Source organism: Gordonia sp. LMA167, assembly GCF_058130025.1.
Genome location: NZ_CM176708.1, coordinates 5,615,079 through 5,632,959, shown reverse-complemented (window position 1 = coordinate 5,632,959; position 17,881 = coordinate 5,615,079). Strand labels below are relative to the sequence as shown.

1 protein-coding gene (running past both ends of the window) is annotated in these 17,881 nt (G+C 70.1%); it reads left to right on the top strand.

Every position in this 17,881-nt window falls within one protein-coding gene, locus ACVT6V_RS25310, for a non-ribosomal peptide synthase/polyketide synthase, read on the top strand. The gene is 54,624 nt long; 15,006 of those nucleotides lie to the left of the window and 21,737 to its right, leaving coding positions 15,007–32,887 in view (codon 5,003, complete, through codon 10,963, partial); the first codon wholly inside the window starts at window position 1. Both the start codon and the stop codon lie outside the window.

The following is a 17,881-nucleotide window of genomic DNA, read 5'->3' as shown; positions in this document are numbered from 1 at the left end:
CCGTCGGCGAAGGTGGACCTCACCATCGATCTGGCCATCGGCACATCCGGCGGCGGCTGGCGCGGCTCCATCGTGTACGCCACCGACCTGTTCGACGCCGCCACCGTCGAACGTCTCGCCACCCGTTTCGTCGGGCTCCTCGGTGATCTGGCCGCCCACCCGTCGACACCGGTCGGCGACACCCCACTGCTGTCCGCCGACGAGATCGACACGGTGCGGGAACTGTCTGTCGGCGCCGAGGTCACCACGCCGCACACCACCCTCGACACGGCGATCGCCGCGCAGATCCGTCACACGCCGACGGCCCCCGCCCTCCTGTTCGAGGGACGAACCGTGGACTTCGCCGAGTTCGGTTCCCGCGTCGGCGACCTGGCCCGCTACCTCATCGGCCACGGCGTCGGACCGGATATCGCGGTCGGAGTGTGCATTCCGCGATCCATCGAGATGGTTGTCGCCATCCATGCGATCATCTCCGCGGGCGGGCAGTACGTGCCGATCGACACCGATGCACCCGCCGACCGCGTGCGCCACATGCTGGACACCGCGCAGGTGGGGATCGTCCTTGTCGGACCCGGATGGGCGCCGCAGGCGATCACCGATGCCGGCGTGCAGATCCACTCCGTCGACACCAGCGCACCGGTCGCCGTGGACACCACACCGGTCACCGACGTCGACCGGAACGCTCCGCTGCGTCCCGACCACGCCGCCTACACGATCTTCACCTCCGGCTCCACCGGCCGGCCCAAGGGCGTCACCGTCTCGCACCGGTCCGTGCTCAACCGGCTCCTCTGGGGCCTGGCCACCTTCGATATCGGCGCGTCGGACACGGTGATCCTCAAGACGCCGTACACCTTCGACGTCTCCGTGCCGGAACTGTTCGCACCGCTGTACGCCGGAGCGCGCATGCTCATCGCCAGACCCGGCGGGCACACCGACCCGGCCTATCTGGCCGACGTGATCGCCGAACACACGGTGACCTCAGTGCACTTCGTGCCGTCGATGCTGTCGGTCTTCCTCGACGTCGTCGACGACGCGGTCCTCTCGCAGCTCACGAGCGTCCGCTACGTGTTCGCCTCCGGCGAGGCGCTCGCGCCGTCGGTGGCCGCGACAACGCGGGCCGCACTGCCGGATGCCGGCCTGCACGACCTGTTCGGTCCTACCGAGGCCGCGGTGGAGGTGGCCCACCAGGATCTCGACCGCGTCGGCGACGTCGTTCCGATCGGCCGGCCGACTCAGAACACGAGCACCTGGGTGCTCGACGACCGGCTGCGCCCGGCACCCATCGGTGTACCCGGCGAGCTCTATCTCGGTGGCGTCCAGATCGCCCGGGGCTACGCCGCCCGTCCCGACCTCACCGCCGAACGTTTCGTCGCCGACCCGTTCGGCGTCCCCGGCGATCGCCTGTACCGCACCGGCGATCTGGTCCGGTGGAACCGCAGCGCAACCGACCCCGATTCGTATGTGCTGGAGTACCTGGGCCGCACCGACTTCCAGGTGAAGCTCCGCGGACAGCGCATCGAACTCGGCGAGATCGAGTCGGTGCTGGCCGGTGTTGACGACGTGGTCCACGCGGCGGTCACCGTCGCCCGGTCGGCAGGCGGGGCCGAACATGTCGTCGCCTACCTCGCCGGACCGGCATCGGCCGACGCCGCACGAGACGCGGTCGGCCGGTCACTGCCCGAGTACATGCGGCCCACCGTGTGGACAATTCTCGACGACATCCCGCTGGGCAGCTCCGGAAAACTCGACCGCCGCGCCCTGCCCGCTCCCGACTTCTCCTCGCTGGACACGGATTACATGGCCCCCGCCGACGACGACGAACGAGCGATCGCCGGCATCTTCGCCGGTGTCCTCGGAGTCGAGCGGGTGTCGGTGACCGAGTCCTTCTTCGCCCTCGGCGGCGACTCGATCATGTCCATCCGGCTGGCCTCGGCACTACGCTCGGCCGGCTATGCCCTGAGCCCACGCGACATCTTCACCAACCGCACCGTCCGCGCGCTCGCCGCAGCAGCTCGCACGGCGACGAGCAGCGAGCTGGCCGAGTATCCCGGCGGGGGAGTGGGCGATGTCGCCCTGACCCCCGCGGTCGCCTGGATGCTCGAGCATGCCGACAGCGCGTCGGACCTGGCCGACTTCTCCCAGACCACCGTGCTGACGCTGCCCGCCGGCATCTCGGTGACCGACCTGCGCACCGTCATCGCCGCGGTCGTGGCTCACCACCCGATGCTCACCGCGCGCCTGGCCGACGACAACGGTCGGTGGGACATGCTCGCGGGCAACGACTTCGACGCCGAACTCCTGGTGCGTGTCGACGATGTCGTCGTCGACCCCGATGCACCCGAGTTCACCGACGTCCTGCTGCGCGCCCACGCCGACACCCTGGGTCGTCTCGACCCGGCAACCGGCGCCGTGGTCGCCGCGACCGGCCTGCGGCCCACCTCCGACTCCGCGGACGGTTGCCTGATCGTCAGCATCCATCACATCGCGGTCGACGCGGTGTCGTGGTCGGCGATCATCACCGACCTCGTCACCGCCGGGTCGCAACTCGCGGCCGGACAGCCGATCACCCTGCAGGCCACCGGAACATCGATGCGCCGCTGGGCCGGTGTGCTCACCGAAATGGCGGAACGCACCGACGAAGTCGAGATGTGGGCTCGCCACCTCGACGACACCGACGCCATCGCGATCGGGCGTCCGTTCGACCGTGTCCGTGACCGTCAGTCGACGGTCCGGACGATCTCCTGGACGCTGCCCACCGAGCTCTCCGACGCGCTCCTGACCCACATACCCAAGGCCTACCGGACCGGGGCCGACGATCCGATGGTCGCGGCCCTGGCGCTCGCCGTGGCCGACGGACGGGCCGGACGCGTGCGGATCCTGCTCGAGGGACACGGTCGCGAGGAGCACATCGCCCGTGGTGCCGACCTCTCGCGCAGCGTGGGCTGGTTCACCAGCATCGCCCCGGTCGCCGTGAACGTCCCCGCGGACCCGGATGAGTCGTCGATCGTCAAGGCGACCAAGGACGCCCGCGCCGCGCTGCCGGATCACGGCATCGGCTTCGGCCCACTGCGCTATCTGCGCGAGGATTCGCCGCTGGCCGGACGCCCGCTGCCGGCGATCGCGTTCAACTACTTCGGCAACGTAAGCGCCGGGGCGGACGATCGCACCACGGCGGGGGTCGGTTTCCTTCCCGCCACCGACGTCCCGGTCCTGCCCCCGTCGGTCCGCGGGGACATGGTGGCATTGGCCGCCCTGGCGGTGAACGTCTCGGCCGTCGCTTCCGACGACGGTCGGGTGCTGCGTGCCGATCTCAGCTTCCCGGCGGCGGTCCTCGACGACGCCGAGGCGACCGACATCGCCCGACGGTGGCAGGATGCACTCGCCGCGATCGCGTCCCAGGTCGCGCAGGTCGGTGATCCCGGACTCTCCGAATCCGACGTCGCGCAGGTCGGTCTCATCCAGGCCGAGATCGACGAACTCGGCCGGCGGTACCCCGGTGCCGACCTGTGGCCACTGTCGCCGCTGCAGCAGGGACTGCTGTTCCAGTCGGAGGTCGCCGCCCGGCCCGATGAGATCGACGTCTACTCGGTACAGGTGGTCATCGAGATCGCCGACGCCATCGACGAGGACCGCATGCGACGCGCGGCCACCGAACTGTTCCGCGCACATCCGGTGCTGCGTTCGGCGTTCGTGCGCACGGCATCCGGCACACCGGTCACGGTGGTGCCACCGACGGCGGAACCGGAGTGGTACAGCGTCGATCTCCGCGACCACGATGCGGACACCGCCGAGGCGCTGCTGACGGAACTGGCCGATGCCCAGCGCACGAACCGTTTCGACCTCACCCGCCCGGGTCCCATCCGGTTCGTCGCCGCCCGCATGCCGTCGGGCGGGCACCGGCTGATCATCACCAACCACCACATCCTGCTCGACGGCTGGTCGGGGCCGCTGGTGATCGCCGACCTGTTCGCCGCGTACGTCGGCGATGGTGCGCTGCAGGCGCAGTCTCGCGCCCGCACCGACTACCGCGACTTCCTCGACTGGCTCGCCGGCCGCGATCGCGATGCCGCATACCGTGCGTGGCGAGAGGCACTGTCTGCGCTGGACGGACCGACTCTGCTCGCGGCCGAGCAATCCGCGGCGGTCGCCGAGAAGCCGGCCGGCCTCGAGGTCGATCTCGACGCCGATCTCGTTGGCGGCCTGCACCGTTTCTCCCGTGACAACGGCGTGACGCCATCGACCGCGATCCAGGTGGCCTGGGCGATGGTGCTGTCCCGCCTGACCGGACAGCAGGTGGTCGCCTTCGGTGAGACCGTGTCCGGGCGTCCCGCCGATCTCGACGGGGTCGAGGCCGCGATCGGCCTGTTCATCAACACCATCCCGGTGGTCGTGGACTGCGATCCGCGCCGGAGTCTCGCTCAGGTCGCATCGGGCCTGCAGGAGGCGAAGACCCGGCTGCTCGACCATCAGCACCTCAGCCTCGCCGACATCGGCGAGATCGCCGGGCGGCCGGTGCTGTTCGACACCCTCACCGTCTACGAGTCCTACCCGGTCGACTCCGACGCGCTCGCGTCGGGCAGTCGCGCGGCCGGCCTCGACATCACCGGGGTCGACTTCGCCGATTCGACGCACTATCCGCTCAACCTGATCGTCGGCCCACGCGGCGACGGCATGCGGTTCGCCTACAAGTACCTGCCCAGCGTCGTCACCGACACCCAGGTCGCACGGATCGCCGACCATGTGCGGGCGGTGCTCGAGGCACTCGTGCAGACACCGCAACGCCTGCTCGCCGACGTCGACACCATCAGTGACGCCGACCGAAGCCAGGTGGCGCAGTGGGCGCACGGTGACCACGTCGGCATCGAGCCCGTCACCCTCGCCGACCAGGTGACGGCGCAGATCACGTCGACGCGCACCGCGGCCGCGCTGGCGTTCGACGACCGAACCGTCACCTACGGCGAATTCGGTGACCGCGTGTGGACGCTCGCACGCGAGCTCATCGCACGCGGTGTCGGACCGGAAGTCGCGGTGGGCGTGTGTATCCCGCGATCCGTTGAGATGCTCGTCGCCATCCACGCGGTCATCTCCGCCGGCGGTCACTATGTACCGCTCGATCCGGAGGCGCCGGCCGACCGGATCACCTACATGCTGGACACCTCCGCCGCCGCGGTGGTGCTGGTGGCCGGCGATGTGCCCGAGGCGATCGGCGCACACCGCGTCGACACCGTCCGCGTCGACGCCCACGCGCCGGCCGGCGATGCCGTCGCACCGGTGACCGATGCCGAGCGCATCACCCCGTTGCGGACGACGCATCCGGCCTACACGCTGTTCACGTCCGGCTCGACGGGCCGTCCGAAGGGCGTGACCGTCACACATTCCGCGATCGTGAACCGTCTGGACTGGATGCAGTCGTCGTATCCGCTGGGGCCTGACGATGTGGTGCTCCAGAAGACCCCGGTGACCTTCGACGTGTCGGTGTGGGAGTTGTTCTGGCCGTTGTGTGTCGGCGCCGAACTCGTGATCGCCCGCCCCGACGCACACCGGGACCCGCACCAACTCGCGGCACTGATGCGCGAGGCGCACGTCAGCACCGCGCACTTCGTACCGTCGATGCTCGCGACGTTCCTCGACGTCGTCGGTGACGGCGGGATCGCAGACCTGACCGCGATGCGACAGATCTTCACCTCCGGTGAGGCCCTGACCCCGGCGGTCGCGGCCGCCACCCTGGGCGCGATTCCCACGGCGCGGCTGCACAACCTGTACGGTCCGACCGAGGCCGCCGTCGACGTCACCTCCCACGAAGTCCGCCCCGGCGACATCCGCGTGCCGATCGGCCGGCCGGTGGCGAACACCACCGCGTGGGTGCTCGACGCACGGCTGCGTCCGGTGGCGCCCGGCACCGCGGGCGAGTTGTACCTGGGTGGGGTGCAGCTGGCGCGTGGGTACGCGGCACGACCCGACCTCACCGCCGACCGGTTCGTCGCGGACCCGTTCGGCTCATCGGGTGGGCGCCTGTACCGCACCGGCGACCTGGTGCGCCACGATGGGCGCGGGGAGCTGGAGTATCTGGGCCGCACTGACTTCCAGGTCAAGCTGCGCGGCCAGCGGATCGAGCTCGGCGAGATCGAGGCCGTGCTCGCCGCCGCACCCGCTGTCGTGCATGCGGCCGCCGTCGTCGCGTCCGCGCCGAGCGGCGACGATCACCTCGTCGGCTACGTCGCGGGGGAGCAGGTCGACCTCGACACCGTGAAGGCGGCTGCCGCGCAGGCACTGCCCGAGTACTTGCGGCCCACCGGGTGGGTGGTACTCGAGTCGATGCCGACCAACACCGCCGGCAAGATCGACCGGCGTGCCCTGCCCGAACCGGAGTTCGGGGCAGGCGAGTACGTCGCCGCTGCCGACGACACCGAACGCACGATCGCCACGGTGTTCGCCGAGGTGCTCGGACTCGACGACGTGTCGGCCGGCGACAGCTTCTTCGACCTCGGCGGCAACTCGCTGTCGGCCACCCGGGTCGCGGCGCGCATCGCCGAGGCCCTCGGTGTGCAGGTCGGGGTCCGCGACATCTTCGACGCACCCAGCGTCCGCGCACTGCGTGAGACCGTCGCCGGGCACACCGTGGCCGCGGTGGAACCGCTCACCGCCGGGCCGCGGCCCGATGCCCTCCCGCTGTCGACCGCCCAGCAGCGGATGTGGTTCATCAACCGGTTCGATCCGACGTCACCCGCGTACAACATCCCGTTCGCGCTGCGACTCTCCGGGCACCTCGACGCCGACGCACTGCAGAAGGCGCTCGCCGACGTCATCGGCCGCCACGAGAGTCTGCGCACCGTGTTCCCGGCCGACGAGAACGGTGATGCCCGCCAGCAGATTCTCGACCCTGCCATCGGCGACACCGACACCACCTGGTTCGCCCGGCCCGCCAACGCATCTGCGGCGCGATCCGTCGTGGAACAGCCGTTCGACGTCACCGTCGACCTGCCGATCCGTGCCGCTCTCGTCGCCACCGGCACCGACGAGCATCTGCTCGTGCTGGTCATCCACCACATCGCCGCCGACGGTGAGTCACTGGCACCGCTGCTGCGCGACATCGTCACCGCATACGTGGCACGGACGTCCGGCAGTGCACCGGACTGGCCCGAACTCGCGGTCCAGTACGCCGACTTCGCCGTGTGGCAGCACCGCGTCCTGGGCTCCGTCGACGATCCGACGTCCGTTGTCGGACAGCAGGTCTCCTACTGGGATGGTCAGCTGGCCGACCTGCCCGACGTGATCGAACTGCCGACCGACCGCGTCCGCCCGTCGGTCGCGTCGATGCACGGCGGTCTCGCCGAATTCGACGTACCCGCCGACCTCGTCGCGGCGGTCGACGACCTGGCGTCACGTCACGACGTCACGGTGTTCATGGTGCTGCACGCCGTGCTGGCCGCATTGCTCGGCAGGCTCTCGGCCGGAACGGATGTCGCGATCGCCACGCCGGTGGCCGGACGTGGGCAGAGCGCGCTGGACGACGTGATCGGCATGTTCGTCAACACGTTGGTGCTGCGCAGCGAGATCGAGCCCGGCATGTCCTTCGACGAACTGCTGCGCTCTACCCGCGAAACGGATCTTGAGGCATTCGCCCATGCCGACGTGCCCTTCGAGTATCTCGTGGAACGACTCGCCCCCACCCGGTCGGAGTCCTTCGCCCCGCTGGCGCAGGTGATGTTCACGCTCGAGCAACACCAGAACCCGAGCATCGACCTGCCCGGCCTGTCCATCTCGCCGGCCGACCCGGGTGACCCGGCCGCCCGCTTCGACCTGACCGTCGGGCTGTCCGCCACTCGCGACGACGACGGACACCTGGAGGCGCTCGACGGTTCGATCGTCTACGCCGACGACCTCTTCGACCACGACACCGCACTGCGCATCGCCGATTGGTATGTCGAACTGCTGCATGCGCTGGTCGACGACCCGGCCACCGTGATCGGCGACGTTCCCCTCGTCGACGCCGCAGGACAAGGCCGCCTCCGCGCCTGGTCGCAGGGACTCGAGGTCGACGCCGGCGTCACGCCGCTGCCGGACGGCATCGCCAAGGCGGTCCGATCCCACCGCACCGCAACAGCTCTCGTCGACGGCGACCGCACCCTGTCCTACGCCGACTTCGGTGCCCGGGTGAACGTGCTGGCCCGCGAACTCATCGGTGGTGGGATCGGCCCGGACACAGCGGTAGCGGTGGCGATCGAACGGTCGGCGGAGATGCTCGTCGCCATCCACGCAGTGGTCACCGCGGGCGGCCACTATGTGCCGGTCGACCCGGACGCGCCGGCCGACCGCATCGGCTACATGCTCGACACCGCCGGCGCCGAGACCCTGCTCATCGGTCCGGCCGGAATGTCCGGTGCCGTCGCCGACGTCGTCTCGGGTCTCACCGCCGATGCGCCGCGCGTCGTGGTCGTCGACCTGTCGGTACCCGTCACGGGCGACACCGCACCGGTCACCGATGCCGACCGCGTTGCGCCGCTCGACGCCGATCACGCCGCCTACACGCTGTTCACCTCCGGGTCGACCGGCCGACCGAAGGGCGTCGTCGTCTCGCATCGCGCGATCGCGAACCGGTTGGCGTGGATGCAGGACTCCTACCGCCTGCGGTCCGCCGATGTCGTGGTGCAGAAGACCCCCGTCACCTTCGACGTGTCGGTGTGGGAGCTGTTCTGGCCGTTGATGGTCGGGGCGCAACTCGTGCTCGCGCGACCGGACGGGCACCGCGATCCCGCATACCTCGCGCAGCTCATCCGCGAGCGCGGTGTGACCACCGCGCACTTCGTCCCGTCGATGCTGTCGGCTTTCGTCGAGGTGCTCGGCCCCGAAGGGATGTCGGTGCTGACCTCGGTGCGGCAGCTGTTCACCTCGGGTGAGGCGCTGGCACCGTCGGTGGCGGCCGCAGCACTCGATGCGCTGCCCGCGGCGCGATTGCACAACCTCTACGGCCCGACCGAGGCGGCCGTCGACGTCACCGCCCAGGAAGTGCGGGCCGGCGACACCGAGGTCCCGATCGGTCGACCGGTCTGGAACACCGCGACCCGTGTCCTCGACGCCCGACTGCACCCGGTGCCGGTCGGTGTGGCCGGCGAGCTGTACCTCGCCGGGGTGCAACTGGCCCGCGGCTATGCGTCGCGTGCCGACCTCACCGCCGACCGGTTCGTCGCCGATCCGCTCGGTTCGGCCGGCACCCGGATGTACCGGACCGGTGACCTCGTCCGGTACAGCGCCCGCGGCGAGCTGGAATACCTGGGACGCACCGACTTCCAGGTCAAACTGCGCGGTCAGCGCATCGAGCTCGGCGAGATCGAGGCGGTGCTCGTCTCGGCGCCCGGCGTGGTCCATGCCGCCGCGACGGTAGTGAGCACCGGCGACGGGGAACAGCACCTGGTCGCCTATGTCGCCGGTGCGCCGGAGACGTCGATCGACCTCGACGACGTCAAGGCGGTCGCCGCGCGCATGCTGCCCGATCACATGCGACCGACGGTCTGGATGCGGTTGGACCGCGTCGAACTGACCAGTGCGGGCAAACTGAACCGCCGCGCCCTGCCGGCGCCGGAGTTCGGCGGCGGCGAGTTCGTGGCCCCGAACCCGGGAACCGAGACCACGATCGCCGAGGTCTTCGGTGAGGTGCTGGGAATCGAGCGGGTGTCGGCGACGACGAGTTTCTTCGACCTCGGCGGCAACTCGCTGTCGGCGACGCGGGTCGCCGCCCGGGTCGGACGAGCATTGGACGCCGATGTCTCGGTTCGCGACCTGTTCGACGCGGCCACGGTGCGAGCGCTCGCCGAACGCGTCCGGCCCGGAACCGGCGCCACCGCCGAGATCGTGCCCGGGCCACGGCCACACGTCATCCCATTGTCCTTCGCCCAGCAACGGATGTGGTTCATCAACCAGTTCGACACCGGCTCGGCCGCTTACAACATCCCGCTGGGACTGCGGCTGCGCGCTGAGATCGACGGGAGCAGCGTCGACGCCGCCGCGCTTCTCGACGCGCTGGGCGACGTCGTCGCCCGGCACGAGATCCTGCGCACGGTCTACCCGACGGTCGACGGGCGTCCGACCCAGCGCATCCTCGATGTCGATGACGTCGGTGGGTTGCTGGATTGGTCGCACGCCGAGAGAGCCGAGGAACTGCAGGCCGCGACGGCACGCGGTTTCGACGTCGCCACCGAACTTCCCATCCGCGGACGCATCTGGCGTGCACCGGATTCCGACGTCACCGACGTCATCATCGTGTGTCACCACATCGCGTTCGACGGCGAGTCGGCGAAGGTGCTCGCCGCGGACCTGATCGGCGCCTATCTTGCGCGTACCTCCGGGAGCGGCGCGGTGCCCGCAGCCTTGGCCGTGCAGTACGCCGACTACGCCCTCTGGCAGCATGAGACGCTCGGCCGCACCGACGACCGGCAGTCGCCCATCGGGCAGCAGATGGGCCACTGGCTGAGCGTGCTCGACGACATCCCCACGGTCACCGACCTTCCGATGGACCGGCCGCGCCCGGCGGTGTTGGATGCCGACGGGGATCGGATCGGCATCGACGTACCGTCCGAGCTCGCCGCCGCCGTGCAGCAGACCGCCGCCGACACGGGACTCACACCGTTCATGATCTGTCACGCCGCACTGGCGGTGACCGTGTCGCGGCTCGCGTCGACCCGCGACGTCGTGATCGGGGCGCCGATCGCGGGTCGTGGCCAGTCCGCGCTGGACGACCTGATCGGCATGTTCGTCAACACCCTGTTGTTGCGCACCACGGTCGATCCGGGCGAGACGATCGCGGAATTCCTGTCCGACGTGCGGTCGGTCGACCTGGACGCCTTCGCCCACTCGGATGTGGCGTTCGAGCAGCTGGTCGACGCGCTGGCGCCCGAGCGGTCATCGGCGCACGCACCGCTGACACAGATCGCCCTGACCTACGCCGCGGACGACACCGCCGAGCGGCAGCGCTTCACCGATGCGGGACTGACCGTCGAACCCCTCGACATCGCCGAACAGGATGCCAAGTTCGACCTGACGGTCGGTGTGCTGGAGGGTCAGGGCACGGGCGATTCCACCCCGCTGCGAGCGGAATTCCTCTACGCGCGAGCGCTGTTCGACGAACCGACGGTGCGTGGCTTCGCCGATACCTGGCTGCGGGTATTGGCCGCTCTCACCGGCGATTGCGACACCGCGGTCGGGGACATCGACCTGCTCGGCGACGACCAGCGCCGTGAGATGGATGCGGTGCGTGTCGAACTCGCCGCGACCGCCCGCGCCGCCGAGACCTTCGGTGGCAACCGGACGCTGCCGGAGGTACTCCTCGACCGGACCCTCGATCTCGACCACCCGGCCCTCGTCGTCGACGACCGCGTTGTCGACTACGGCGAGTTCGAGGCGCGCACCAATCGTCTCGCGCGAACCCTGATCAGCCACGGCGTCGGCCCGGATGTGGTGGTCGCCGTGGGTATCTCGCGTTCGCTCGAGTCGGTGATCGCGACGTTCGCGGTGATCAAGGCCGGTGGCGTCTATCTCCCGATCGACCCGACCTACCCGGATGACCGCATCGCGTTCATGCTGACCGACTCCGATGCCGCCCTGGGCATCACCACCATGGACGACCGGGAGACGCTCGGTGACCGGGATCGACCCCGATGGCTGGTCCTCGACGACCCCGATGTCATCGACCGGGCCGAGACCGAGTCCGCCGACGTCCTCGCCGACGACGAGCGCCGCGGCCCCGTGCGGCTGGACAACCTCGCCTACCTGATCTACACGTCCGGCTCCACCGGCAGGCCGAAAGCAGTTGCCGTCGCCCACCGCGGCGTCTCGGATCTGGTGCACACCCAGCGCGAGATCTCCTACGGGTCGGCCACTCGCGTACTCCACGTCGCATCACCGAGCTTCGACGCGTCGTTCTTCGAAATGCTCTGGGCCATCGGATCGGGTCACACGCTGGTCGTCTCGCCGGCCGAGACCTATGGCGGCGCCGAACTCGCCGAACTCATGGCCCGCCACCGGGTGACCGACGCCATCATCACACCCACGGTCGTGGCGACCATGGATCCGGCCGACGTGCCGCAGCTCAAGCACCTCGCGACCGGTGGAGAGGCATGCCCGCCGGACCTGGTCGAGAAATGGGCCGCACCGACCGGTACCGCACTGGCGCTCTACAACATGTACGGACCGTCGGAGGCGACCGTCGTCGCCACCGCCGGCCGACTCCGGGCCGCGCGGCCGGTCACGATCGGCCGCCCGATCCACGGGTTCACCGCCTATGTCCTCGACGAGCGTCTCAACCCCGTCCCGCACGGCGTGGTCGGGGAGCTGTACCTCTCGGCGCCGGGTCTGGCGCGCGGCTACCTCGGACGAGCGGGTCTGACCGCGACCCGCTTCATCGCCGACCCGCTCGGGCTTCCCGGCACCCGCCTCTACGCAACCGGCGACCTCGTCCGCCGAACACCCGCGGGCGAAATCGAATTCGCCGGCCGCGCCGATCATCAGGTGAAGATCAACGGTCAGCGGGTCGAGCTGGGGGAGATCGACGCCGTCCTCGCCGCGCTGCCCGGCATACGGCAGGCGGTGACCATCGGTGCCGATGACCCGGCCGGTCGAACCCGGTTGGTGAGCTACCTCGTCGGCGACGCCGACATCGACGTCGACGTCGACGCGGTGAACCGTGCGGCGGGTGACCGGCTGGCCGCGCACATGATCCCGGCTGCGTTCGTCGTTCTCGACGAGCTCCCGCTGACGCCGTCGGGCAAACTGGACCGCGCCGCGCTGCCCGCGCCGGACTTCCTCGTCGACACCGCGTTCGTGCCGCCGGCGACCGATGCCGAACGCGCGCTGGCCGACATCGTGGCCGGGCTGCTCGGACTCGACCGCGTCGGCGCGAGCGACTCGTTCTTCACGCTGGGCGGCGACAGCATCATGTCGATCCAGCTCGCCTCGGCGGCGAAGTCGGTCGGGCTGCGGCTGACACCACGGGACATCTTCGAACACAAGACCATCCGTGGAATGGCGGCTGCGGCCGGCAGTGCCGGCGGCGCGCTCGAGGCCCTTCCCGAACTCGCAGGCGGTCCCTCCGGCGACATGGTGATCACGCCGATCATTCGGTGGATGCTCGAGGGGGCCGACGGTCCCACCGACCATGCGACGCCCGCCTTCGCCGATTTCTCCCAGGCCAATCTGTTGCGTGCGCCCGCGGGAATGACGCGCGCGCACCTCGTTCCGATGATCGATGCGCTGCTGGCCGCGCACCCGATGCTGGCGGCGCAACTGCGGAGGACGGCCGACGACTGGACGCTCGAGACGGGCCGGGCGGTGGATGTCGATGCCATCGTGCGTTTCGAGACCCCGGACGCGGAGCCCGGAACCGACGACTTCGTGGACGCACTGACCCGCATCCATGCGTCGGCGCTCGCCGAACTCGACCCGACCACCGGCGACATCGCTCGCTTTGTGGTCGTGTCGCCCGGGACCCCGAGCGGGCAGGCCGCCGCCGGGCCGGCTGACGACGTGGCGGCCGACGGTGCGCGACTGCTCATTGTCATCCATCACCTCGCCGTCGACGCGGTGTCGTGGCCCACGATCGTGGTGGATCTGGCGACCATGTGGTCCCAGGTGACCTCCGGCGGGCAGCCGACCCCGCAACCCGAGGGAACCTCCATCCGCCGCTGGGCACAGGTCCTCGCCGACGACGTGCCCGACCGGCTGGCCGAACTGCCCTACTGGCTGGAGCGGTTGCCGGCCGACGCGGCCCCGTTCGGCGACAGGGAGTCGGACAACGGTCTACAGCCGTCGCCGATGCAACGGGTGACCGTCACCGTGGACACCGAGGTGTCCGAAGCGCTGCTCACCGCCGTGCCACACGCATTCGCCGCGGGCACCCAGGACGCACTGCTCGCCGCGCTGGCCCGTGCGGTGCACCGGTTGCGGAGCACGAGGGGGGACGCGGCCGGCGACGACGCGGTGGTGATCCAGGTCGAGGGTCACGGACGCGAGTCCGACGTCGCCGCCCGTGGTGCCGATCCCCGCGCCGTCGATCTGGCCCGGACCGTCGGATGGTTCACTGCGATCTCACCGGTGCGTATCCCGGTGGGAGACAACCGGGATGCCGCCCGCACGGTCAAGGACACCAAGGAAGAGCTGCTCGGGCGCGCCGATCACGGGCTCGGGTTCGGAGTGCTGCGCTACCTGGCGCCCAACGTCGTCGACGTGCAGGAGACCCCCGAACTCGCCGAGTTGCGCCGGCGTCCGCTGCCGGCCATCGGGTTCAACTACTTCGGCAACGTGGGAGCGGGCAGTGCCGGGTCCGACGGCGACCGCACCGCCGCCGACTACGCGTTCCTCCCGTCCGGCGACGACGTCGTACTGCCATCGACGATCACCGGCGCGATGATGGCGTCGAGCGCCGTGACCGTCGACGTGAGCACCGTCGTGACCGACGGTGGGCGAGCCCTGCGTGCGTCGTTCGCCTACCGCGCAGGCATTCTCACCGACGACGAGGTCGCCCTCCTCACCGATAGGTGGGTCACCGAACTCGCCGACATCGTCACCGCCGCCCGGACCGGTGAGGTGGGCGCGTCACCGTCGGACCTGATCGGTGCCCATCTCGGCCAGGACGAGATCGACGACCTGCACAGTCGATTCCCGGGCGCCGAACTCTGGCCGCTGACACCCCTGCAGCAGGGCCTCTACTTCCAAGCCGAACTCGGCACGCCCTCCGGCGTCGACGACGGTTCGGCCGGGGAAGTGGACGTGTACGTCACCCAGGCCGTGATCGACCTCGCCGGAGACGTCGACGTTGCGCGGTTGCATGCCGCGGCGTCCGCGCTCCTGCAGCATCATCGGGTCCTGCGTTCGGGTTATGTGCGTACCGCCGACGGGTCCGTCGTCGCGGTCGTGCCGCCGACGGTCGAGCTCGAATGGACGACCCTGGACCTGCGGGCCGCAGGCGACGCCCACACCCGCCTCGACGACTTCAGCGCCGATCACCTGCGACGCCCCTTCGACCTCGACGAGCCGGCCTTGATCCGTTTCGGGCTGGTGCTGTTGCCCGACGACGCGAACGGCTCCCGCGCGGCGCTGATCGTCACCAATCATCACCTCCTGGTCGACGGCTGGTCGGGACCACTGGTCCTCGCCGACCTCTTCGCCACCTACTTCGGCGGCCGACCGCTGACGTCCACCGATGACGGCGACTTCGAGACGTATCTGACCTGGCTCGCCGCGCGCGAAGACGACGCGGCGCACGCGGAATGGTCGGCGGCGCTGAGTGATCTGGAGGGGCCGACGCTGGTTGCTCCCGGCCAGGTGGCCACCGAGGACACCCGGCCTCGTGATCACCGCATCGACGTCCCCGCCGAACTCGGTGACGCCATCGGCGCCACGGCCCGGCGGCTCGGCGTGACGACGTCGACCGTGCTCCAGTTCGGCTGGGCGGTGTTGCTGTCGCGGATGACCGGTCAGCGAACGGTTGCGTTCGGCGAGACGGTGTCCGGGCGACCGGCGGACATGGACGGCGTCGAGCAGATGGTCGGCCTGTTCATCAACACCCTGCCGGTCGCGGTCACCGTGGATCCGGCATCGACGGTCGACGACGCGCTGCAACGCCTGCAGACCACGAAGACACGACTGTTGGATCACCACCATGTCGGGCTGGCCGACATCGCCGCGCACACCGGGCATCACACGCTCTTCGACACGCTCACCGTGTACGAGTCCTACCCGGTCGACGAGCAGGCCGTCGCGGAGAACGGACGCTCCGACGAACTGCGGATCACCGAGGTCCGGACCGGCGACGCCACGCACTACCCGCTGAACCTCATCGGGGCGCCCGTGCGCGGATCCTCGGGTGGCGCACCCCGGATCTCGTTGCAGCTGAAGTATCTGCCCGGTGCATTCACCGACGAGCAGGTTGCGCAGTACGGTCGGGCGCTGCGACAGATCCTGTGTGCGCTCACGGCTGCCGACTCGGGTCTCGTCGCGGACATCGACCTGCTCGGGTCGGCAGAACGGGACCTCGTCGACGACTGGAGCCGAGGCGCCACGGCGGCGCTCGCACCCGAGTTGGTCGGAACCGCACTGGCGGCCCAGGCCGAGCGCACGCCCGAGGCGGTCGCGGTGGTCGACGGCGACCGGATCGTCACCTACGCCGAGTTCGACGCTCGCGTCAACGATCTCGCCCGACGGCTGATCGCGGCCGGAATCGGCCCCGACGTCGCGGTGGGCGTGTGCCTGCCACGATCGCTGGAAACGCTTGTGGCGGTGCACGCGATCGTCGTCGCAGGTGGACAGTATGTGCCGATCGACACCGAGACGCCCGCGGACCGACTGCTGTACATGGTGGAGACGGCCGCCGTGGCCCGCGTCCTCGTCGCCGCCGGCGGGCCACCCGATGCGCTTCGCGACGTGGCCGGGACCGCGGGCCTGCCGATCGATGTCGTGGACCTCACCGGGCCCGCGCCCACCGGTACCGCGCCGGTGACCGCGGACGAGCGTCTGGCCCCGTTGCGTCCCGAGCACGCGGTCTACACGATCTTCACGTCCGGATCGACCGGCCGCCCGAAGGGCGTCACCGTGTCGCATTCCTCCGTCGTCAACCGTCTGCGGTGGGGACTCGCGGCGTTCGAGAAGGTCGACGCACATGCGACCACCATCGTCAAGACGCCGTACACCTTCGACGTCTCGGTGCCGGAACTGTTCGCGCCGTTCATGATCGGCGCGCGGGTGGTCGTGGCCCGTCCCGGCGGGCATGCCGACCCCGCATACCTGGCCGAGCTCATCGCCCGCGAGCAGATCACCGCTGTCGACTTCGTACCCTCGATGCTGGCCGCCTTCCTCGACATCGTCGACGACGAGCAGCTCGCCGCGATGACCGGTCTGCGCTACCTCTACATCGCGGGTGAGGCACTGCCACCGGCACTCGCACGTGCCGCCCGCCGCCGGCTGCCGCAGGTGGCGCTGTACAACCTGTACGGCCCGACGGAGGCCGCGGTCGAGGTGACCGCGCACCACGTCGAGGCGGTCGACGAACACGTCACCGCGATGCCGATCGGATCGCCGATCACCAACACCGACGTCTGGGTCCTCGACGACCGGCTGCGTCCCGTGCCGCCGGGCATCGCCGGTGAGTTGTACCTCGGCGGCGTCCAGATCGCCCGCGGTTACGCCGCGCGGCCAGACCTCACCGCCGAACGATTCGTCGCCGACCCGTTCGGCGCGAACGGGTCTCGCCTGTACCGCACGGGTGACCTGGTTCGCTGGAACAGCAGCGGGCCGGATGCGGACCGCGCGGAAATCGAGTATCTGGGGCGCACCGACTTCCAGGTGAAGTTGCGTGGTCAGCGCATCGAACTCGGCGAGATCGAGTCGGTCCTGGCCGACGCCCCGGGCGTGGTGCACGCGGCCGCGACCGTCGCCTCCGCGCCCGGTGGGGGAGAGCATCTGGTCGCGTACCTGGCCGCGGGTCCCGGCGAAGAACTCGATCTGGATGTGATCCGCGACAACGCCGCCGGTGCCCTGCCCGAATACATGCGGCCGACGGTGTGGATGGCGCTCGACGACGTCCCGCTGGGCAGCACCGGCAAACTCGACCGCCGGGCCCTGCCCGATCCGGAGTTCGCCGGCGGGGATCTGGTCGCGCCCGAGGGCGATGTCGAGACGACGCTCGCGCAGGTGTTCGCCGACGTGCTCGGCGTGGACCGGGTGTCGGTGACCGACAGCTTCTTCGACCTCGGCGGCAACTCGCTGTCCGCGACCCGCGTGACCGCGCGGGCCGGTGCGGCGCTCGGCGCCGACATCGGGGTCCGCGATCTGTTCGAGGCACCCACGATCCGTGATCTCGCCCGCCGAATCCGTGTCGGCGACAGCGTGGTCGAGC